The sequence below is a fragment of the Pseudomonas sp. AK181 genome, from assembly GCF_051122975.1.
Classification (GTDB): Bacteria; Pseudomonadota; Gammaproteobacteria; order Pseudomonadales; family Pseudomonadaceae; genus Aquipseudomonas; species Aquipseudomonas lactis.
Genome location: NZ_CP146348.1, coordinates 3,230,657 through 3,253,039 on the forward strand (window position 1 = coordinate 3,230,657; position 22,383 = coordinate 3,253,039).

Genomic DNA, 22,383 nt, shown 5'->3' on the forward strand with positions numbered 1-22,383 from the left:
CATGCACAAAAAACACACGCCGGCACGCCGCGACGGGTTTGCCAAATATCGCGCGCGCCACTCTCGCGGTGCTCACCACACACTGCTGTTACTGCCGCCAGCGAAGCGTCGTGCATTGCAGCGCAACCTGATCTTTATCGGCATGGCCCTGGGCCTTGTTTTGGTGGTCGCGTTGGTTTCAAAAGCGCAAGCCGCAGGCGGCGCTTATGTGGTTGATGACGGTGCGATCAACGCGCCGGGGGAATGCAACGTCGACGCCTGGTACAGCGCCCATCGGCACGCGGGCAGCACCCACAACCGCAGCGTGTCGCCCGCCTGCACGTTCAGCGCCATGCCTGCCGTGCAATGGGGCGCCGCGTTGTCACGGGCCGTGGATGCAGGCAAAGGCGAGACACAGATCAGCCCGCAAGCCAAGGTGCAGGTGCTGTCACGGCAAGACTTGGGCTTGGAACTGGCGGTTGCTATCGGAGCGCATGTCGCGCTGGATCGCCATCACGGGTTTGATGGCGCAGACCTGAACGTCCCACTCACGTGGCAACCCCTGGCACCCCTGCGCCTGAACCTGAACGCCGGTTGGAGCCACGCCTACAACGAGGGTGATCAACAGCATCGCCTGACCTGGGGCACGGGGTTCGAATATCAGTTGGCAGAGGCGCTCACGCTGATTGGCGAGCGCTATGGCCAGGAAGGCGGCGAACAGGCCTGGCAGGCTGGTCCGCGTTTGCACATCGGCGAATTTGTCGACGTGGACCTGCTGGTCGGGCGCAGCCTGATTGGCGATCGCGCCCAGTGGCTGACCACTGGGGCGACGCTGAGGTTCTAGGCTTTGGCCTGCTGCTCCAGATGCACCTGCAATTGCGGATCGATTTGCAACTGACCGGCCAGGTCGTCGAGGTAATTGCGCTCGGCGTCCTGCTGATCATTGACCAGCATCACGCTGGCCAGGTAAATCTCCGCAGCGAGTGCCGGGTCATTGGCATACTCGGCAAAATCGGCGGCATCCAATGGCTTGGCGACTTCGGCGTCGAGCCACTGCTGCAATTGTGGGTCGTCGGTATGACGGCCGATTTCTGTAGAAATCATCTGCTGCTCTTTCGCATCGATTTTGCCATCCGCCTTGGCCGCCGCGATCAACGCACGCAGTACGCCGTGGCTATGGGCTTCGGCTTCAGGCCCTTCAAGCTGGTCAACGGTCTGGATAGCTTGCTGCGGCGCCGAGGCCTGTTGGCGTTGCCAGGCTTGGTACGCTTGGAACGCCGCCATGCCCAGGGATGCCAGCGCCGCGTAGTTCATCCCACCGCCGCTACGCGTCTGGGTAGTACCACCTGCCGGCGCGCCGCCCAATAAGCCACCCAGGCCACCTAATAAACCACCCAAACCGCCGCCCGCCGAAGACGCATTGCCGGTGCCGGCGCCCTTCAACAACCCTCCGAGCAACCCGCCCAGGCCGCCGCCCGAAGCCCCGCCGCCTTGCTGCCCTGCACGCAACAGTTGTTCCAGTAGATCGCTGGTATTCATGGTGTCGCCCTCCGGGGCGCAAATAGTGGCGTTGATCAAACATAGTCCTCCCCTGATGGAACACCATGACCGTCGGGCGGGCAAGCTTTATGATGACGTCATCACGCCGACAAGGGAGAACCGCGGTGAATCGCATCGAGCATATTGCGTTGATGGCCACCTACAACCAATGGATGAACCGCAAGGTCTACGACGCCGCCAGCACCCTGACGCACGCACAATTGACCCTGGACCGCCAGGCGTTTTTCGGCTCGATCCTCGGCACCTTGAACCACCTGATGCTGGGCGACACCGTCTGGCTCAAGCGCTTTGCCGAACACCCGGCCAACTTTGCGGCCTTGGCGCCACTCAACGGCATTGCTACGCCCGGTGACCTCAAGCAATTGGCCTTCGCCAACCTTGCTGAATTATCGGCCCATCGCGCCTGGCTGGATCAACTGATCATTGATTGGGCCAGCAGCCTGCACGAGTCCCACCTTGATCAACGACTGCGTTATCACAACATGCGCGGCGTGGCTGCCGAGAAACCCTTCTTCGGCCTGCTGGTGCACTTTTTCAACCACCAGACCCACCACCGCGGCCAGGTGACAACGCTGCTGAGCCAGGCGGGTGTGGATGTGGGGATCACCGACTTGCTGGCACTGATTGACTGAAGGCCGACACGGTCAATGTGGGAGCTGGCTTGCCTGCGATGGCGGTGTAACAGGCGCAACCCCTGTGACTGACACATCGCCATCGCAGGCAAGCCAGCTCCCACGGTTGCCCTATATTGCCCACAGTATCAGTGCCGTCACTTCACCTTGCTGCTCAGGTTATCCACGCTGCGCTTCAAATCGTCCAGGCTACGCTTCAGCCCGTCGATCTCGCCTTTCTGCCGCTCTATCGTGCTCTTCTGCTCATCCACCGTCCGCTTGAGACTCGACAGCTGGCTGTCACTGCTACTGGCACTCGAACCATCCTTGCGCTTGAACTCATCAAACGCACGCTCCTGCCCCTCCACCTTGCTTTTCAAGCTTTGCAGTTCGCTTTGACTCTGTTTCTGCCCAGCTTGCAGCGCCTCGACATCACCCACGGAAACACCCGACGGCTTCAACACATAGGCACCGCCCACGTCCATCGAGCCGGCCGTTAACTTGTCTGAAGACGACGCACCAAACTCACCCCACCGCACCGCACTCCCCGCCTGCGCCGGGCTGAGCATCGCAGTGCTTAACAAACCCGCCACACCCACGGCCATGATCCAAGCCTGCTTACGGACACTGAGCATCAAACGACTCCTGGCGAAATGCCGAAATGGCATATCGCTATGACTGTCATTTATGGGGCTTGTTCCTGGGTTGCTTGCGTTCATCAGGACTTGACACAAAGGCCCTGTAGATCACTGATCTTCCACGCTTTTTCCTGCGCATCTTTATGCGGGAAAACCGGCCTGGAGGTTGCGCTGAAGCGGCTGGATCTATATATTCCCAACCCTGTTACACCGCGCTACCGCCCGAATGGCGAAACTGGTAGACGCATGGGACTTAAAATCCCCCGCTCGTAAGGGCGTCCCGGTTCGATTCCGGGTTCGGGCACCATAGATATCAAGGGCTTGCCGGGGAAACCTGGGCAGGCCCTTATCTTTTCCGCTCCGCAATTTTAGAAACCGCTCCGCAATCCCCCTCGCCCGGCGTCCTGCCGAACGAATATCCCACCTCTTTATTCAGACCGAAGCCCGCCGATGCCGTTGTCTTGGTGATAATCGACGTACAGACCATGCCGACCGCCCTCATGCACCTTCAGGCCCACCATCCTCACCATCAACCATGCGGACCTGCGTCTCACCCCAACGGGCGACCTTCCGATTCCTTGAGACTTTGGCGCCTCGCTTAGGCAGGACTTGAAATGGTGGGGGGTTGCCGGTATTGGTTGGAGTCATTTGGCGCAAGGAGCAAAAGAGTGATCACGATTCGAGAGGCAACGATTGAAGACCTTCAAACGCTCCGAGACATCGGCATAAAGACCTACAAAGAGCACTTTTCTGATATCTGGACCGCCGCAGGACTACAGAACTTCCTAAGCGAGGACTTCTCGGTTTCTGAACTGCAGAAATCTATCGGTTCACCTATCAATCACTACTGGCTCATCGCGTTCGACGACAAAGGCCAGGCAGTAGGATTCTCAAAAGTCAATTGGTCCAAGCCGATCCCAATGTCTGATCATTTTGGCGCCGAACTCCAGAAAATTTACTTCCTCGAGTCTCAGGCGGGCAAGGGCTATGGGAAGCAGCTTCTCCAATTCATTCAAGACGCAGCGCAAAACCGCAATGAAGGTTTCTTATGGCTAGACGTACTGAAGACCAATTCAAACGCGCAGCGTTTCTATGAGAACTTCGGATTTCGGTCATTGGGAGAAATCCCCTTCAGTACCGATGTAGCCGAAATCGGTATGGTCGTGATGTGCCGTGACCTTTCCCGGTAGGCGCGCTTGATTGCCTCCCATACGGGTTGCTTGGTTATTACTGAAAGAAAAAAGGGGACAGATTTATTTTCCGGAGACTCATTCGTCATATCTAAAAGGACTCGTCAATCCTATAAATAATCTGCCCCCTTTTTTACAAGCCATGACTAAAGCGAGCAGTGAAGGGCGGAGATTTTGCAATAAACAGATAAAACAACACCGGCGGGATCTGGTGCTGAGTGAAGTCTATGCAAAACAATTACTCGTAAACTTTCGACGCACATAAAATCTTTGCGAAGGTGCTCCAACTAGGGCTAATAACTTCATTGTCGCCAGAGTTTTTTGCATACATATCTATTGATCTAATCCAGGCTTCCATTGCAGCTAAAAACCTTTCTAAGTCCGGATTCTCCCAGTCATTTGGATTAAGCACCAACCCCTCTCTGAACTCACCAACAAAATCCGCAAGATCTTCTTTTGTCTGTATATCTCTAACTCGCTCAAAACTCATACAGTCCTCACTTACAAATACCTCGAACACAGATAATCGAACCATTATTGGGGGTAGTCATTTTCCATCCTTCCTTAGCAACCTCTGCTGGCGTAGCCGGAACAACTTTGATTGGAACTCCCGCCTCAGACGCAGCAAGCAAACGTCTGTTGTCCAAGCTGTAGACCGCCCCGTCCTTCTCAAATACCCGGATAGGAGGCAAGTCATCTGGAGAAATTTTCCCTGACTTCAGCCCGTCAATTGTTGACTGGAGAGAAAAAAGGGGACAGATTTATTTTACAGAGACTCATCCGCTACTGTTCAAGACCTTCACAAAACCCAAACTTCAAAAATAAATCTGTCCCCTTTTCTCCGTAGTCCCCTTTTTCATTCGACGGGCTCGGCGGCAAGGGTCGAGCTCAGGAAAAATGGTCACTCGAAGTAAATTAAGTAAGTGCCATTCGGGACAGCTTTATTAGTTACAGACAATAACCAAATAAATCTGCCGCATTCTATACCGCCATCTTCTTATGCCGCGACTTAGCGCTCGGGAAACTCCCTTATGGCCTCTTCAACAGAACGAATCAAATTAGCCAAGCCTTTATCATCAACATTGAAAGGCAATGAGAACTCTCTGTCACTTGAGTAATCATACGCTGCGCCCTTAGGGTGGAAATTAAAGTCAAGTATCACTGCCAGCTGCATATCACCCAAATACGAAAATGCCAATTCCCCTTCCGTGAATGCAATCCTTGAAGGTTGCACTCCAGCTTTTAAACTTCTCAACCATCTCAACAGCCTTAATAGTTCATTAGTGCGCAGATAGGGCCCACACGCTCTCCATGGCTCCCCGGCCTTATGTTCGACATCTATACTGACAACCAACCAATTAGCATCTAACTCATCCTGCGCACCGGGAAATTCATACCCTTTCACTTTGAGTGAAAACTTATTACCCTTATCGAATAAGTCAATCATATTTCACTCCCTATTTTTCGCTGGCCTAAAGGTAACAATCTTCTTTGTTACTGGGTTAATAATCACCTCAAGCCCTTTGTACCCATATCCAACGGCACCATTACCAGCATCAAATTTAGTGCCATCATTGAATATTTTTGCAATGTCATTGGGTGTTTCAAAACCAATATTTTTCGTTCGAGAATCCTTGAGCCTAGTAATGGCATGGTTGGATAGATCAATCCCCGCTGTACCGAAAATCCCAAGCAGCTCCTGATGAGTAAGATCTTGCAAAGGTCTATTTTGTGCTAAACCTTTCAGCTCCACTCTATCACTGTACATATTCCCCGGATCAAGTCGATGCTCCGGCGTCACATACTTGCCATCATCCTGTCGCCCGTCCAGCTGCGTCCCACCGGTATGAACCGTCGGAGCAACCACACTGCCATCACCAAATCCGCCACTGCTCGGATGCACGGCGATGTCAGTGAGGATCGGATTGACCAGACTGCGATTGCTAGGGTCAAGCAGGTGGATCGGGAATGCCGTACCGACAATTACATCCCAGATCAATATGCTGCTTTTCATACTTTGCGCAGCATTCTCTCCAGTTTTGGCTGCTGCCTCAACCATGGAGTTTGCCGCAATACGCAAGTTTTCCTGAGTGGTTGGGTTAGCTGCAACTAACGCGCCTCCTATGGCTGTGATGCCCGCCATGGCGAGAGGTATCGCCGGTAAGAAGTTATTTTCTCCATGACCGCTTTTATTCAAGCTCGTTAGCAACGTCAACACTTGCTGAGCTTTTTGCGGGTCGTCTCCTGCTATCTGAGTGATCTTATCTGCCAGTGCTTGAGTTTCAGGAGAGTGGTCGTTATTTGTGATATTGCCAAGCACTCGGTTGACGATAGCGGACCTTTCCTCTACGTGGCGACTACCCAGCTGCCTAAAAGCAGCCTTGCCTTCCATCATGCGACCAACCCAATCAGGGTTTGTGCCTTGCGCAATCTCCGAACCAGCGCCAAGCAGGTCCACCATCTGAAAAATCGTCTCTTCGGTTTTGTCACCTAACTTGGCTGCGTCGGTTTTCCATTGTTCTAATGTTGCCTTTGGGGATGTCACCGCTTTCAACGAGGAGTCAGTTACATACAGATCCGTACGTTTTTCCTGGTCCTTGGTAACTTCGTAGGCTTTATCAACATCGCGATTGAGCCCCGTCACTGCAGATGTAACATCGCCCACATCACGCACAACGATCTCACCCGCGCCCACCGTCGCGCGGACTGATTGCTCGCGTTCCTTATCGTACTTCCAGCCAGTAACACTCCACCCCGTCTGCCCCGTCTTGCCTTTATCGACCTGGCTCGGGTCTTGGGTAGTGCTTTCACCGTTTTTATAGGTGCCACCGACGTTCAAGTAGTACCCGTGCTCTTTATCTTCTCCAGAGATGTCTCTGAACCCCAGCGTGCCGGTGTCCAGTTTCAAGTTGCCAGTGTCTGAAGCGATTAAAGCGCCATCGAGTTGTGTGTGCTTCTCCGTACGGATATCCACTTTGTCGCTGGCGGTGATCCGCGTCTGGTCTTCGACCCAATTGGTTTTTCCAGAAGTCTGACCGTAACCAACCGAACCGCTGACACCGGCACCCGGACCGATGGTGACGGTGACACTCAGATCAAATTCTTTGCCTTTGACTTTGCCGGTGTCGGGGACAGAAGAAACATTCAGGTCACCGCCGACCCGGCCAATGACTTTATCTGCGCGCAAGTCGGCACCTGCAACCTGGGTATCGCGGCCGCTCTCGAAGCCCAAACGATCGGCAGCATAGAGATAGGCATCCTGTTGACGCTGCCCTTCCCGTTCCAGGTTCCCTTTGCCCATGCTGACGCTGGCATAAACGCCGACTCCCTCGTTGCCAAAGGTAAACCCGACTTCTCCACCGCCACTGTTTCTATTACTGTCGCTTGAACTGTCGTTCTGCGCAGCACGAATGCTCAAGTCGTTTCCTGCCTTGAGATCGATGTCGCGACCAGCCTTGGCTTGAGTACCTACCAGGCTCAGGTCATTGCTCGCGTTCAGGTTAATATCGCGCCCGGCCTGCGCTGTCGTGACAGTAGAAGTACCGTTACTACCCTTCTCGCTAGCAACGCCATGGCTCCCACCTACGCCTAACTTTATGCCGCCACTGCTACCGCCATGGATGCCACCCCAGCTCTGACTCTCACTGTCATTTTGGTTAATGCTGCCCTTGGCTACATCAAGCGAAACATCCCGACCTTTGATGTTGATATCCCGGCCGGCATTTAACTGGCCGCCGCTGATCGCCACATCATTCCCGGCGGCTAAGTTGAGATCTTTACCCGCCTTGAGGGTCGATGAGCGATTGGTCTCTTCAATCAGCTGTGTGCTGGTACTGTGCTTGCTATTGCCGAATTTTACGTCCCCAGTAGGACCAGCAAGGAATTGGCCGACTGCATCAACACCTTTGAGCGTGCTGGAGCCCTTGCTGATATTGTCCTCTCCCTTCCCGGCCCCGCTCACCGCATCCTTGGTGTTGCCATAGTTATGGTTGATAGCCACGCTCAACCCGTTACGCTCTGTCTCCCGCTGCTGCTCCATCAGCAAACGTTCACGCGCCGCATCGATATTTATATCTCGCCCGGCCGTCAGCTCAGCATCATTGGCAGCCGATAGGTCAGACCCGCGCTGGTTGATATCTCGCTTGGCATTGATCGTCAGGTCTTGCCCTGCATTGATCTGGCTCGCGGCTGCTGTTTGTTGCTCAAGTCGATTTTTCTCTGCGCTTTTATCAGCCCCCACAAACAAGGTCACACCATTGGCGTCGCTCGATACGCCAATACCGGCTTGTTTGCTTTTTTGCCAATCGCGCTCGCTGCTACTGCTTTGGCCCGCAAGTACATTGACATCGCGCCCCGCATTGAGGCTGACATCACGTCCAGCACTGACGCCACTGCCTACCAAGTTAATATCTCGCTCGGCTTGCAAATTCGCATCACGATCCGCGGACACCTGGCTACCCACGCTGGTGCTGCTTTGGGCTTCCTGGCCAGCTTTTTTGGCCGAAGAGATTGCAATAAATCCACCCGAGATCGAGCCGGTTCTCTTCTCGTATTTTTCACTACGGCTATAGGCCGTGTCGTTTGCAGAAATCAGGTTGATGTCGCCTGTCTCCTTGACCAGGCCGGCCTTTAACTCGACGTCGTTATCAGCGCTTATCTCACTGGCCCGCACCCGCACATCATTACCCGCAGCCACCACCACATCATTGCCCGCCTCCAACTCACTGCCCACTTGACTCGCAGTAGTCTTCAACTGGCTCTTGCCGCTTTTGGACAGCCCCAGGAACCCGGACTTGGTCTTCTTGCTGTAGGAGCCATGTTCCTCGACACCCGACAACACCGCGACGTCACCCGTGGCCCCCAGCAACATGTCCCCACCAGCCTTCAACTGGCTGCCGATCACGGTGACGTCACGCCCGCCGTCGATGCTCATCCCGCCATCAGTCTTCTTGGTGGCATTGATGGTCAGGTCTTTACCGGCTTCGACGACCGAGACTACGTTGGTGCTGTCGTAACTTTCCCGCTGCTGGCTTTTGCTGCGACCGAACGAGCCTTTGCTCTTTTTCGAGTAGAACGAAGCGTCTTCGTCCAGGGCCGAGAGGATGCTCACATCGCGCTGTGCATCGAGAGCCACGTTGCCGCCGCCGGCGATTCGGCTGGCGGTGAGTTCCAGGTCTTTACCGGCATTGAGCGACACGTCGCCGCCGGCCGTCAGCACGCTGGAAACCTGGCTGATGTGGTCCTTGGACTGGGTGACTTTCTTGGACTTGCTGGAGGAATGCTGTTCGTCGGCGGCCGACGAAATACTCAGGTCCTCAGTCGTCGTGATGCTCAAGTCGCGCTTGGCGTCGATACGGCTGGCGATGGCGCTGAAGTCTCGCCCTGCCGATACCTTGAGGTCGCGGCCGGCCTCCACACTGGCGCCGTTTTGCGTCACGGTTTCGGTGCGCAGGCGGTTGCCCAGGTCCAAACCATTGCGTTGTTCAACGGCATCGATGTGCACATCGCGGCCAGCGACCAATGTGGTGTCACGCCCGCTTTGCAGCACGCCACCGGTATTGGCGATGTCACGGCCTGCATTCATTGTCAGGTCATTGGCAGCCTCGATGCGTGACGCACTGTCGAGATAGTCGCGGCGCTCAGCGGTGCCGTTACCAGTACTGGTCACGGCACGTTCGTTGATCACATCCCCCTTGATCGCCGTCAGCGTGACGTCGCGTCCCGCGATGATGCCGCCGGACTTGTTGACGATGTTGTTACCCGCCAGCAGGTCGAGGCGGTTGCCGGCTTCGATCAAGCCGCTGTTGATCAGGTTATTGCCCGCTTTGGCGGACAGGTTGTTGGTGGCACGCAGGGTCCCGGCGTTCTCTAGGTTTTCGCCGGCGATCAGGTTAAGGTCGTTGCCTGCGATCAATGCGCCGTTGGGTGCAAGACGATTGTCGGCCTGGGCCATGTACAGCACCGGCACCAGCACCTTTTCACCGTTCACTTCGTGCTGTTCGAGCCAGACGATGTCGTGGGTCAGCGCCGCGACCTGTTGCGAGGTCAAGGTAACGCCCACTGCCAAGTTCAGTTGCTGCTTGCTCTGGATCGCATTGTCCATCAGGTACTTGAACAGCTTTTCGTCGGTGTTCTGGCCGTCGATAAAACGCTGCCCTGTGCGCGCTTGCACGGCCTGCTGGATCAAGCGTTGCTCATAGAGCCCGTCGCCCAGGCGCTTGGCACTTTCGTCCGGGTTGTAACCCAGCCCCGCGAGCAAGTAGTCGGAGCTCATGAACTGCTTGAGGTCGGTGAGCACCGGGTTGGTTTCGATCAGGTATTTATGCGGTTGCGACGTTGGCGCGGTAGGCGTGAAGCCTTGCACGCGGTTGATGGTCTGGCTGGCGACTGGAGTGGTTTGCGCCAGCGCATTGACCGGCTGGGCAATCACCTCTGCAAGCTGGATTGGGCTACTGCCCGCACCTTGTGCAACGGGTGTGCTCACCACCGGCTGCACGCCTGGCATAACCGGCGTCACGCCAGGGATATTCAACGTCGGCCGAGCGGGCTCGCCCGGTGTGGCGACCTGAACGTGGGTGTCCCTTTGGGTCAGCGCCAGGTCTGGCTGATCCGTCGGCCCTGTGACCTTCGCCACTGGCGGCGTTGAACCGCTGGACGGATCTTGGGCGTTGATACCGTCGCCCCGGGCGATTTCACCTGGAGTGATCTGGCTGGGCGTCCAGCCACTGCCGTTGGCCACATCGCCGGCCCCGGCAACGTTAAGCGCTCTGGTGGTGGCGGTGACACCACTGACCTGCCGTGCAGTGGAGTCCACCTGACGAGTAGCTGCGCCCTGTTGAGTGACGCTTTTGAAATCGAAGGTGCGCGTTTCAAGCGCCGGCTGTGCATCCTGGCGTTGAGCCAGGCCGAGGGTCGCACCGCCCATGGTCCAGCTCTGTGGGCCACTGGTGGCTTGCGTGGCCTGGGTATCCTCACCCGCCCGGCTACTGAGGCGGAACAGGCCGTGGGTGCCGGTGGGCAAGGTGAACCCGCGTAGCGTCAAGGGGTTGACTTGTTGTTGGGCCAAGTCCGGTGGCAGTTGTGGAGTGAGTTGCACGACCACCGTTGTCGGGGCGCTGGCAACACCCGTGTCCTCATTGCGCGCAGCGCGCCCGGCCAAGGCGGTGAAGGATGTCTCGATACTGTTGATCAAGGATTTGGTGGCCGTGATGTTCACGGTACCGGCTGCCTGGATGATCGCGGGCGCCAATGACGCGCCAGCGGTCGATACCAAGGTATCGCCAATCAGCCTGAAGGCTGACAACGCACTGACCGGCAGGCTTTTAGGTCCGGGCTGAGCGTTGTAGGGGTCCATGATGTTACGTTTGAAACGCCAGTAAGTACCATTGGATGATTCCATTCGCCAAGTACGGGTACGCGTTCCGGAGCCAGACGCTGCACCTTTGTTAGTCAGCGTATCAGCGGTGATATTCATGTTCGCGCCGGAAGCGATGACGCTGTATTCATTGAGCACATTATTTGCCGCGACATCCATACGGCCGCCCGCCTGGATAGTCGAAGCGGCCGATGTTTTCAGCAGCTCACTTTGATAGTTCTCGGTACCAATAAAATCGACGACAAAACTGCCCCCGCTACAGTCCCAGCAGATATTTGTAAGCGACCCGCCACTACCGGGTGTTTCTTTGGTCGAAAATTCATCCCGACGGTTAGTCAGGCTGGCAACCTTGAGGGACATGTCTCGGCTGGACTCAATGCTCCCCGATATGTTCTCCAGGCTGACCGCCTTACTCGTACCATCAAAACCGCTTACATCCAGGCGCCCTAGGCTATAGATATCGCCGTACTGGTTCGTGATGGTGTTGCCATGCAAGGTCATGTCGTTGCCGCTGAACAACAAACCATGATCGTTCAACAAGGCTGCACTGGTGACTGTCACATTCTGTGCGGCACCCAACGTCCCGTAGTTGTTCAGCGTACCTGCCGAGAGTTCGAGATGGGTCGCAGAGGTCAACCGTCCATAGTTGTTCAATTGCCCATCGACGGTGATCAGCGTGTCGCCACCGCCGGTAATCTTGGCGTTATGACTCAGGTCCAACTGAGCCGCATGCAGGTTGAGGACACCCTGGCTGGTGACTCGCCCATTACCGCTGTAGGTGCCCGTGAGGTCGATAGTTGAACTGCCATCACTGGCAATCAACCCATTATTGACCCAGCTCCCCCCCTTCCCTTCCAAGTGCGTCGACGCCAGCAACTGCCCGGTTTCGGTCTGGGTGAAGTTATTGACGTTAACGTTCAAACGCCCCGCCTGAATGACGCTGGTATTGGTCCAGGTATCCGCGTTCAGGGTCAGGCCGCCACGGGTGACAACGGTGCCGCCAGCGCCGGTAACGTTAGGCAATGAGATGTCGAATGTGCCCTCACCCACATGCAGCAACTGCCCGCCGTTGTTCTGGAAGCTGGCGGCCGCCAGGGTCAGGTCCTGGTTGGCGGTTTCCACCGCGCCGTTGCGGTTATCGAATACACCGCCGATCTGGAACTCGGTCTTGCCCGAGCGTCCCAGGGCGCGCAATTTGCCGCCCTGGTTATCGAGGGCATTGGCAGCCACGGTCAGGTTGTTGGTGCTTTCGATCAGGCCGTTGTGGTTGGTCAGTTGGCCATCGAGGCCGAGCGCGATCTGGTCGCCGGCGATCTGCCCGGCGCTGTTATCCAGGGCGCTGCCATTGATGCGCATCAGGCCTTTGGCATACAAAGCGCCCTGCTGGTTATTGAGGGTTGCAACCGTGAGCAATGCATCGCTGGTTTGCGCGCCAAGATAGCCGCCCTGGTTATCGAGCTGACCGGCATTGAGTAGCAGGCGCTGGCCTTGAATCAAGCCGCCCTTGGGGCTGCCATTGAGGTCATGGCCATTGCGAAGCACTCCCACCACGCCGGCCTCGATGGCGCCTTTGAGGCTGGCGAGCACACCGCTGCGGTTGTCCAGGTTGCCGGCCTTGAGGTACATATCACCGGTCTGGCTGATGATATTGCCGCCTTGGTTGTCGAGATCACCATTGACCTCGACCCGCAGGCCATTGTGCCCCTGCAGCTTGCCTTGCGCGTTGACCAGGCCAAAGGCGTTGAGGTGCAGGTCGCCTTCCTGGCTGTAGATCAAGCCGTCAGCGCTGTTTTGAACGATGGCGCTGGCATCGATGGCCAGCGGACCTTTGGCCGCGACGGTGCCGCCTTGGCTGTTGTTCAGGCCGCCCATGGCCAATGACAGGCGTCCCTGGCTGGCCAGTTGACCGCCGCGGTTATCCACCTCGATGGCACGCTGGAGTAGCAACGACCCAGTGCCTGCGATCTTGCCGTTGACGTTGCCAAGGTTGCCTTGCAGGTTGAGCACCAGTTGGTCGTTACCCATCAACGAGCCACCGGTATTGAGCAGGTTGCCACCCGAGACGTTGAGGTTACGCTGGGCGGTGATGTTGCCGGCACTGTTGTCGAGGTCGGCCGCACTCACATCCAATGTCGCACCACTGTCGATCAAGCCGCCCTGGGTGTTGTTCAGCGCGCCAAGCACGCTCACGGTCTGCTGCGCGCCGCTGGAGATCACCCCGCTGGCGCTGTTATCCAGGCTGGCGGCGCTGACCGTCAATCGCCCTTGGCTGGCCAACGCGCCTTCGCCACTGTTGAGCAAGCGCCCACCGAGGCGCACATCCAGGTCGCCGTTGCGACTGGACAGCGTGCCTTTGTCACGGTTATCCAGGTGAGTGCCGATCAGGTTGAGGCCCTGCCAACCCGAGATCAGGCCGCCGCGGTTGACCACGTCGCCCGCGTTAAGCGTGAGTAATTGTTGGCTGATAAGCGTACCGGCGCTGTTGTCCAGGTTGCGCCCCGTCAGGCTCAGGGCATTTTGACTGGACAGTTCGCCGCCCTGGTTTTGCAGGTCGCGCACGCGTTGCAAGGTCAACGGGCCTTTGGCGAAGATCAGGCCTTTGCGGTTATCCAGATCACCGTTTGCCAGGTCCACGCTCAGGCGCTGCTCACCTATCAACCGGCCGCCACGCAAGGCCATGGACGTGAGTGTGAGGTCCATGTCCCCCTTGGCCGACACCTCGCCGCCGTCACTGGCGTCTAAATTCTGGGCATTGAGTTCCAGGCCACCCTGGCTGTTGATCAGGCCTTTGGCGCTGTTTTCCACGGCCAACGCATTGAGCGTCAGGGCGCTGGTACCCAGCAGGCTGCCGCCCTGGTTATTGAAGTTGCCCGCATTGACTGTCAATGCTTGCGCGGCGTTGATCAAACCTTGTTGCCCGTTGCTCAGCAGCCCAGTGCTGGTCAATTCAAGGCCACCCCGGCTGGTGAGCGTACCGCCGCTGTTGTCGACCGCGGCCGCTTGCGCACTCAGGCTTGCACCGGCAACCAAACCCTTGACGTTAGTGAGTACCTGGTCGATACGCAGCGTCAGGCCCTGGTTGCTGAGAAGGCGGCCACTGCTGTTATCCAGGTTGCGCGCCGCGACAGTGAATGCCTGGCCACTGGAAATTTCACCGGCCTGGTTATTCACACCGTTGAGCCGGCTCAGCACCAGCGGGCCGGTCGCGTTGATCAGGCCTTGCTGGTTGTTGAGCTGGCCATGGTTCAGGTCCAAGGTAAGTCCGGCGTTGCTGAACAGCTTGCCGCCTTGTTGGTCGAGCCCATCGACGCTGGCCGTCAGGGCCTGGGCGCTGCCGATGCTGCCAGCGCTGTTGTTCAGTAACCCAGCTTTCAGCGCCAGCGTGTCGCCGCTGATCAGACGACCGCCCGCGTTATCCAACGCGCCAGTGGTGACCCCGACCGCACCTTTGCCACTGAGCACACCCTTCTGATTGCCCAGGCTGGCGCTGCGCAATTGCAGGCTGCTGTCAGTCACCAGCTCACCGCCCTCGTTGTCCACTGCCCCTGTCAGACCCAGCTCCAACGCCTGGGCACTGGACATGCGGCCCTGACGGTTGACCAGGCTGGCGGCATTGGCGCCCAAGCGTCCTTCACTGTTGATCACGCCCTGGGTGTTATTCAGCTCGCCTTTGAGCTCAAGTTGCACAAGCTGTTGAGCGAGCAGCTTGCCATTGCTGTTGTCCAGGTCCTGAGCCCTCAGCATCAGCCGCTGTGTGTTGAGCTGGCCTTGGTTGCGATTCAGCAGTTGGGTGAGCGTAAGGTTCAATGATTGACCCGCCAGCACACGACCCGCATCGCTGTTATCCAGGGTTTTCCCGGTGACGGTCAGGTCGGCGTTAGTCGACAGTTCGCCACCACGGTTGTCGATACGATCGACCCGCAGTTCCAGCGCTTTATCGGCGCCAACCAGGCCCTTGCGGTTGTCCAGGGACGCAGCACGTATATCCACCGCTGTAGTGCTGATGAGTTGACCGCCGCGGTTATCGACCTGATCGACATCAGCAGTCACCAAGGCCTTGCCCGATACATCACCGCCACGGTTGTCGAGCCGCGCGGACGACAGCCCCATGGCCCCGTCGGCAATCAGCGTGCCGCGTTGGTTATCCAGCGCCTGGGTGGCAGAGACGTGCATGACGCCACGACTGTTGAGCAGCCCATCCGTGTTGTCCAGGCGGGCGCTGTTGGCGTTGAGCGAGGCTGCGCTGATCGCACCTTTGGCGTTGCCCAAGACGTCTTGAATCTGCAGGGTCAGGCCTTGGTTACTGATCAGCTTGCCGCCGCTGTTATCCAGGTTGCGAGCCGCCAGCGTGAAAGCTTGCTGGCTGGACATTTCGCCACGCTGGTTGTTCACCTCGGCCAGGTTTTTCAGCATCAGCAATGGGCTATTGATCAGCCCGCCCACGTTGCTCAGTTGGCCGTGGTTAAGGTCCAGATCGAGCTGGGTGTTGCTGAACAGCTCGCCGCCCTGCTGATTCAGCCCGGTGAGAGTGGCGGTCAGGTTTTTGCTGCTGGCGATACGTCCGCTGTTGTCCACCTGGGTGGCGGCCAGCTCCAAGCGATCGGCGCTGGTAATACGACCATTGTTGTTCAGCGTGCCGGTGGCCAGGGTCAGCGCACCACGGCTGTTGAGCAGGCCTTTGGGGCCGTTGTCCAGGCTTGCGCTGGTCAGGTCAAGGCTGGCATCGGTCTCGATGATGCCGCCCTGGTTGCTGATAGCACCGCTGGCAGCCAGTATGAGCGCCTGCGCCGAAGAGATTGCACCCGCGTTGTTGTTGAGCGTCGCGCCGGCCAATTGCAGAGTGCCTTCGCTGCTGATTGTGCCTAGTTGGTTATCCAGCCGCCCATCCAGTTCAGTGCCGGGAATGGCTACCAGCGACATGCTCAGCGCTTGCTGGCCCGCGAAAGTGCCTTGGCCGTTATCCAGGCGCGCGCCGTTGAAGCGGTTGTCCTGGGCGAAAACCATCCCTTGGGCCTGGTTGATCACATGGGCCACGGCCAGTTCCAATGCGGTACCGGCGATCAGTTTGCCCGCGCTGTTATCCAGGCGCTGCGCCTTGAAGTCGATGCTGCTGCGGCTGGAAATCTCGCCCGCACGGTTATCAACGGTGTCGACCGTCAGTTTCAGCGCTTTTGTGGCGCCTACCAGGCCGCCCTCGCGATTGTCCAGGGAGGTGCCGCTAAGGCTCAGCTCAGTCTGGGCGACCAACTCACCGCCTTGTTGGGCCAGTACACCGATAGTTGCCTGCAGATCCGCCTGGCTGGCGATGCGGCCGGCCGCGTTCTGTACAGTGTCGGCCGTCAGGCGCAGGGGCCCCACGGCACTGACCAGGCCCTTCTGGTTGCGCAGCTGTTGCCCGGCGAAGCCCAAGGCCGCCTTGCTGCTGAGCGAACCGTTTTGGTTGTCCAACTCACCCAAATTGAGTTGAAGGTCCTTCTGGGAAAGGATCACGCCTGAGCGGTTGTCGACAGTCGCACTGTGCACCGTCAACAGGTCCTGCCCGGTCAGTTGCCCTTCGCGGTTATCCAAACGACCGGCACGCAGTTCCATCGCGCCCTTGGCCAACACCTGCCCTTTGGCCTGATTGTCCAGTAACCCATCAATCGTGGCCTTGAGTTGGCCGTCACTGCCCAATTTCCCGGCCTGGCGGTTATCCAGGCTGGCGGCCTGCACGTTCAACGAGGTGCCGGCCCCGAGTGTGCCGGCCTGATTATTCAGTGCGCCCTTGACCTTCACGTCCAGGCTGACATCACCGAGCACTTGCCCGGCAGTGTTACTCAAACTGGCCGCCTTCAGCTGCGTGTGGCCTGCGCTGACGATTTCGCCCTGGTCGTTAAGCAGGTCCGCATTGACCGCCAGGCGCGCATCCCGAACGCTGCTGATCTTGCCTTCGCGGTTGTCCAGGCGCGTGGCATCAAGCTCGACACCAACGGCTGAAATCAGCCCCTTGACGTTAAGCAGCACCTGTTCGATTTTGAGGGTCAAGCCTTGGTCGCTGAGTACGTTACCGCCACTGTTGTCGAGAGTGCCGGCACTCAAGGCAAAGGCCTTGGCGCTGGAGATTTCACCGTTACGGTTGTCGACGCTTTTGAGGTTTTTGAGCAATAACTGCCCTGGCGCATTGATAAAGCCATCGGCGTTATTCAAGTGCCCATGGTTCATGTCCAGGGTCAGTTCGCTGTTGCTGTAAAACTCACCGGCTCCACGCTGGTCAAGGCTGGTGAGGCTGGCGTTAAGCGCCTGGCCACTGGCAATGCGGCCCTCGAAGCGGTTGTCTACGTCGGTCGCTGTCAGGTTGAGGCGGTCAGCGCTGGTGACACGGCCTTGATGCTGGTTAAGCAATACGCCTGTGGTCAGCTGCAGGGCACCGTCAGCAATAATGCGCCCTTGACTGTTGTCGACACTGCCGGCATTCACCGTCGCCGTATCAGCGCTGAGCACCTCGCCGTTCTGATTGGCAAGGCCATTGGCGGCGCTCAACAGTAACGCCCCGCCGCTGCTGATACGCCCGCCGTTGTTACCCAGGCTGGCGCTGCGCAGTTGCAAGGCGGCGTCGCTGCGCATCACGCCTTGGCTGTTGTCAGCGTGCCCGGCCAGGGTCACATTGAGGTTGCGTTTGGCGTAGAGACTGCCTTGGGCGCTGTTATCCAGGCGCATCGCCTTCAGGCTCACATCCTGTTGCGCAGAAACCAGGCCCTTGAGCTGGTTGTTCAGCCTGTCGAGCGTCAACTGGAGCGTACTGTTGGCCAGTACGCGACCGGCATTGCTGTTGTCCAGCTCACGGCCCGTCATCGTCAGTTCGGTAACGCTGGAAACTTCACCCCCTCGGTTGTCCACTTTGCCAATGGACAGGTTCATGGCCTCGCCCGAATTGAGCAACCCGGCCTGACGGTTATCCAGCTCGTCACCCTTGACCTGCAACTGCCCGACCGAAGTGATGCGGCCACCTCGGTTATCCAGGCGCCCCACTTCAAGCTGTGCTCCGGCCTTGCTCGTGACGCGACCGTTAGCCTGGTTGTCCAGGCTGGCAGCATTGAGTGTCAACGCTTGGTCGGCGGCAAACAGCCCGGCCTGATTCAACAAACCGGCTGAAATCTGCGCCGTCAGCGTGCCGTCACTGGTCAGCTTGCCGGCGCTGTTATCGAGGCTGGCGACAGTGACCGTCAATGCTTGACCGGCGGCCAATGTGCCCTTGCCATTGTCGACGGCGCCGAGGCTGCTCAAGGTCAAGCGGTTATCGCCCTGGATGCGCCCTTGACGGTTGTTCAGGGCAGCCGCGTTGACTGCCACCTGCTGACCCAGCAGTTCACCCATGCGGTTATCCAGCGCACCTTCCACGCTGAGGTTCAGGCCAGAAGCGGCACTTAATTTGCCGCCCTGGTTGTCCAGGCTGGCGCTGCTGACCTGCAAGGCCGCAGCGGAAATCAGCCCACGGGTGTTATCCAGTGCCTGGGCGATTCGCAGGGTCAAGGCTTGTTGGCTGAGTAACTTGCCGTCCGCTGTGTTCAAGGCGGTTGCCGCCAGCTCAAAGGCGTGGGCGCTGGAAATTTCACCGGCCTGGTTATCAACGCTGCCCAGTTGCTTGAGCAGCAATTGCCCCGGCGCGTTGATCAAACCACCGTTATTGTTGAGGTGACCACCTTGCATATCCAGGCTTACATCGGCTTGGCTTGAAACATGCCCGTTACGGCTGTTGTCCAGTGCAGTAACGGTCATCCCCAACTGAGTGGCACTGCGCAGATCTCCGCCTTGGTTGCTGAGGTTGCCCGTGGCAATCTTCAGCTCGCCGGCACTCGACAGCGTCGCGTCATCGTTGGTTAAACCACCAGCATTGATGGTCAGGCGAGCATCGCTGCGCAACGTGCCTTGGGCGTTGTTCAACTGGCTGCCAACATCCACACCCAGCTGCTGTTTGGCGTACAGGCTACCGCCCGCGCGGTTATCGATGCCTTGTGCGCCGATCTGTAACTGCTGAGCGGCAATGCGACCGTTGAGCGAGTTGTTCAAGTCAGCGACGTTCAACAGCAAGTCAGTGCCGGCGCTCACCAGCCCCGCTTGGTTGAGCATATTTCCAGCGATACGCGCCGTCAGCGCCGCATCGCTGGTCAGGGTGCCCTGACGGTTATCCAGGCTGGCGCTGTTGACGGTCACGCTTTGCCCGGCGGCCAATGTGCCGGCCTGGTTACTGATCGCGCTACCCGCTTGGAGCAGCAGCGTCCCATCACCCTGCACCAGGCCCTCATCGTTATTGAGCGTCCCAACCCCAAGCACCAGGTGCTTGCCGAGCACCTTCGCGCTGCGGTTATCCAGTTCGCCATCGACTTGCAGGTTCAGGCCCTCCACCGCTGCGAGTCGACCGGCCTGGTTAATCAGTGTGCCCGCGCGTACCTCCAGGGCCTTGGCGGTTAACCCGCCTTTGGTATTGTCCAGTGCGCGGGCAATGCGCACGCTCAAGGCTTGCTCGCTGAGCAGTTTGCCGGCACCGTTATTGAGCTGGTCCGCGACCAGCTCGAAGGCCTGGGGGCTGGAGATTTCGCCGCCCTGGTTATCGACGCTGTTAAGTTGGGTCAGCAACAACTGGCCTGGGGAGTTGATCAAGCCGCCCTGGTTGTTGAGGTGACCCCGATTGAGGTTCAGGCCCAAATCGCCTTGGCTGAATAGTTGGCCATTGCTGTTGTCCAGGCTGCCCACGGTCAACTGTGCGCCTGCGTCGGCACTCAAACTTCCGCCTTGATTGGCAAGCAAACCACCCACCCGGGCGTTAAGCCGATCACGGCTGTGAACTCGACCGCGTTGGTCGTTGATCAAACTGGCAACGTCAATGTCCAGGCCGCTGGCTCCAATCAGCCCTGCACCGTTGTTGAGCGTCTGTATGATTTTCAGGCCCAAGGCCTGGTCGCTGAGCAGCTTGCCAGCGCGGTTGTCCAGGCTGTTGGCAGTGAGCGTGAAGCCGTGAGCGCTGGAAATTTCGCCGCTGCGGTTGTCAACGCTATTGAGCTTGTTCAACGTCAGTTGGCCAGCGGCGTTGATCAAACCACCGTCGCGGTTGTCGAGGTGGCCGTTGCCCAGATCCAGGACTGCATCGCTATTGCTGTAAAGGCGCCCCTGCTCATGCTGGTCGAGGCGGGTGACACGGGCAGTGAGGGCCTTGGCACTGGAAATGGATCCACCTTGGCTGTTGATCACCGAGCCGGCCGTCAGTTCGAGGGCGCCACCGCTGGAGAGCACGCCATGTTGCTGGTTGTTGAAGGTGCCGGCGTTGACCTGTGCGGTGGCACCCGATTCGATGCGGCCCTGCTGCTGATTATCCAACGTGCCGGCAGTATTCAGCCCCAGGTCGCCCTGGCTGGTGAGGATGCCTGACTGGCTATTGTCCAGTTGCCCCGCGTTGACCTGCACCCTCTGCCCGGCCACCAGGCGACCGCTTTGATTGTTCACCGCCGCGCTGGCAGTCAAGCGCAGCGCCTGGCCCGCAGATATCAGGCCGGCGACGTTGTCCAGGCTGTCGACCTGCAAGGTGACGTCAGCAAGGCTTGAGAGCTCGCCCTTGCGATTGACCAGCTGCCCGATGCGGCCGCTGAGCCCCCGGTCGCCCACCACCAGGCCTGCGTCAGTATTGAGCAACCGTGCGGCATTCAACTCAATGCCTGCGGCGCTCAACACGCGGCCTTGCTGTTGGTTATCCAGTTTTTCGGTGGTCACCTTCAGCTGGTTTTGCGCGCTAAGGGTGCCGCTGCGGTTGTCGAGAGTGCCATCCACATTCACGGTCAGGTCACGACTGGCGATGACGGTTTTGCCGTTGTTATTCAACTGGGCGGCAGTGACGTGGATATCGCCCTGAGCATTGCGCGTCTGATCAGCATTGACGCCCGCTTCGATCACGCCGTTGTTGGTCAATACCCCACCGCTTTGCAGCGCCACGCGATCACGCGCAGCCAGGCTTTTTTGATTGAGCAAGTCACCTTGCGTCTTCATCTCAAGCACACTGCCCGCCGCGACCACGCCTTGGGCTTCAACGCTGCGGGCTTTCACGTCAATGGCGCCGGCCGCCGTTGTCTGGCCCATGACCACATGGCCACCGGCATCAATCTGAATATCACCGCCAGCGACCATGTCCCCTGACAACTTCACGCCGACACCTGCCTCAGTCCCCACCAGCTTGACGGCGCCCACATACATGCCGCCCAGCGCCGACGAGTCAATCGCCAGATCCGGCGCCTGGCTGCCATCTGCGGCTCGCGCAGTGGCATTCAAGGTGCGTGCGTCCACATCATTACGACCTGCGACGACCGTGAGTTTTTTCGCCTGGATCTGCGCGTTGAGGGTGGTGGCGCGGGTGATGATTTCGAACTGATCGACGTTGCTGGCGTTCAGGCCGGCGCCTTCGATGGCAACACTGCCCTGGTCGACCTGGTAACGAGTGATCTGGCCGTTTTCTATCACGGCTTTACCGGTGGTGAGCGTCGCTTGCGGGGTGTTGATAAAGCCGCAACCGTTACAGCTGATGCCATATGGGTTGGCAACGATTACATGGGCCGATTGCCCGGCCACTTCGGTGTAGCCGCGCAGTTGGCTGGGGCTGCCGCCGTTGACTTCGTTGAGAATGATATTGGCCGCGGTGCCATGGAGATTGGGGTTGCCGACAATGATGCCGCCCAGTTGTGTGGACTGGGTACGGTCGGTGGCGTTATTGAGGATGACCCCGTTGGCGCCGACGTTGTAGTCATGAAATTGGTTGTGCGAGAGTCCGTTGGCATTCGGCGTGGCGATGTTGACGATGGGCACGCCGTTGCCCGCTTGTCCAACCGTCGTACCCGGCGCATTCACCACAATACCGTCCGCCTGGGCCAGCAACGGGTGCCAGAACATGGCGTTGGCCAGAATTAATGCCAATCCACGTTTAGGCAGCCCCAGGAAATGGGATCGGCTTTTTACGGCAGCAGAAGGCTGACGCGCGAGGAATGCGTACTGGCGAACGTCCATGTCATGTC

General features: G+C 58.3%; 8 protein-coding genes and 1 tRNA gene. 4 read left to right on the top strand and 5 right to left on the bottom strand.

The features are described from left to right. Position 1: 1 nt before the first annotated feature. Positions 2-823 carry a hypothetical protein gene (locus V8689_RS14850; RefSeq protein ID WP_056783332.1) on the top strand — a complete coding sequence of 274 codons (822 nt, stop codon included), beginning with the start codon at positions 2-4 and terminating at the stop codon, positions 821-823. On the opposite strand, the gene V8689_RS14855 is transcribed toward V8689_RS14850, so the two are convergent. Further along, a complete protein-coding gene (locus tag V8689_RS14855) occupies positions 820-1,518 on the bottom strand; it encodes a tellurite resistance TerB family protein (protein ID WP_056783334.1) in 699 nt (232 codons plus the stop codon). The two genes, V8689_RS14850 and V8689_RS14855, sit on opposite strands and share 4 nt — an antisense overlap. Positions 1,519-1,643: 125 nt before the next feature. Here V8689_RS14855 and V8689_RS14860 point away from each other — a divergent pair, with 125 nt between their 5' ends. Then, complete coding sequence (locus tag V8689_RS14860; protein WP_056783336.1) at positions 1,644-2,171, top strand: DinB family protein; 528 nt, start codon at positions 1,644-1,646, stop codon at positions 2,169-2,171. Between the two features lie 137 nt (positions 2,172-2,308). Here the strand turns inward: V8689_RS14860 and V8689_RS14865 are convergent, their stop codons facing one another. Then, complete coding sequence (locus tag V8689_RS14865) at positions 2,309-2,785, bottom strand: hypothetical protein (protein WP_056783338.1); 477 nt, start codon at positions 2,783-2,785, stop codon at positions 2,309-2,311. 223 nt (positions 2,786-3,008) lie between these two features. Between V8689_RS14865 and V8689_RS14870 the strand changes: the two genes are divergently transcribed. Beyond that, a tRNA-Leu gene (locus V8689_RS14870) sits at positions 3,009-3,095 on the top strand. A gap of 361 nt (positions 3,096-3,456) precedes the next feature. Continuing rightward, entirely contained in the window at positions 3,457-3,978 is a 522-nt protein-coding gene (locus V8689_RS14875; protein WP_056783339.1) for a GNAT family N-acetyltransferase, read from the top strand. A 238-nt stretch (positions 3,979-4,216) separates the two neighbouring features. On the opposite strand, the gene V8689_RS14880 is transcribed toward V8689_RS14875, so the two are convergent. The 3 genes from V8689_RS14880 to V8689_RS14890 form a co-directional block, all read right to left on the bottom strand. After that, positions 4,217-4,468, bottom strand: a complete 252-nt coding sequence (locus V8689_RS14880) for a DUF7660 family protein (protein ID WP_056783616.1) — start codon at positions 4,466-4,468, stop codon at positions 4,217-4,219. Between the two features lie 519 nt (positions 4,469-4,987). After that, positions 4,988-5,425 carry a WapI family immunity protein gene (locus V8689_RS14885; RefSeq protein WP_056783341.1) on the bottom strand — a complete coding sequence of 146 codons (438 nt, stop codon included), beginning with the start codon at positions 5,423-5,425 and terminating at the stop codon, positions 4,988-4,990. 3 nt (positions 5,426-5,428) lie between these two features. Continuing rightward, entirely contained in the window at positions 5,429-22,375 is a 16,947-nt protein-coding gene (locus V8689_RS14890) for a hemagglutinin repeat-containing protein (RefSeq protein WP_056783343.1), read from the bottom strand. Positions 22,376-22,383: the final 8 nt, after the last annotated feature.

What these genes read in the sequence shown, in the direction of transcription:
- V8689_RS14850 (WP_056783332.1), top strand. Translation starts at nt 2, where the DNA reads ATGCACAAAAAACACACGCCGGCACGCCGCGACGGGTTTGCCAAATAT.
- V8689_RS14855 (WP_056783334.1), bottom strand. Translation starts at nt 1,518, where the DNA reads ATGAATACCAGCGATCTACTGGAACAACTGTTGCGTGCAGGGCAGCAA.
- V8689_RS14865 (WP_056783338.1), bottom strand. Translation starts at nt 2,785, where the DNA reads ATGCTCAGTGTCCGTAAGCAGGCTTGGATCATGGCCGTGGGTGTGGCG.
- V8689_RS14880 (WP_056783616.1), bottom strand. Translation starts at nt 4,468, where the DNA reads ATGAGTTTTGAGCGAGTTAGAGATATACAGACAAAAGAAGATCTTGCG.
- V8689_RS14885 (WP_056783341.1), bottom strand. Translation starts at nt 5,425, where the DNA reads ATGATTGACTTATTCGATAAGGGTAATAAGTTTTCACTCAAAGTGAAA.
- V8689_RS14890 (WP_056783343.1), bottom strand. Translation starts at nt 22,375, where the DNA reads ATGGACGTTCGCCAGTACGCATTCCTCGCGCGTCAGCCTTCTGCTGCC.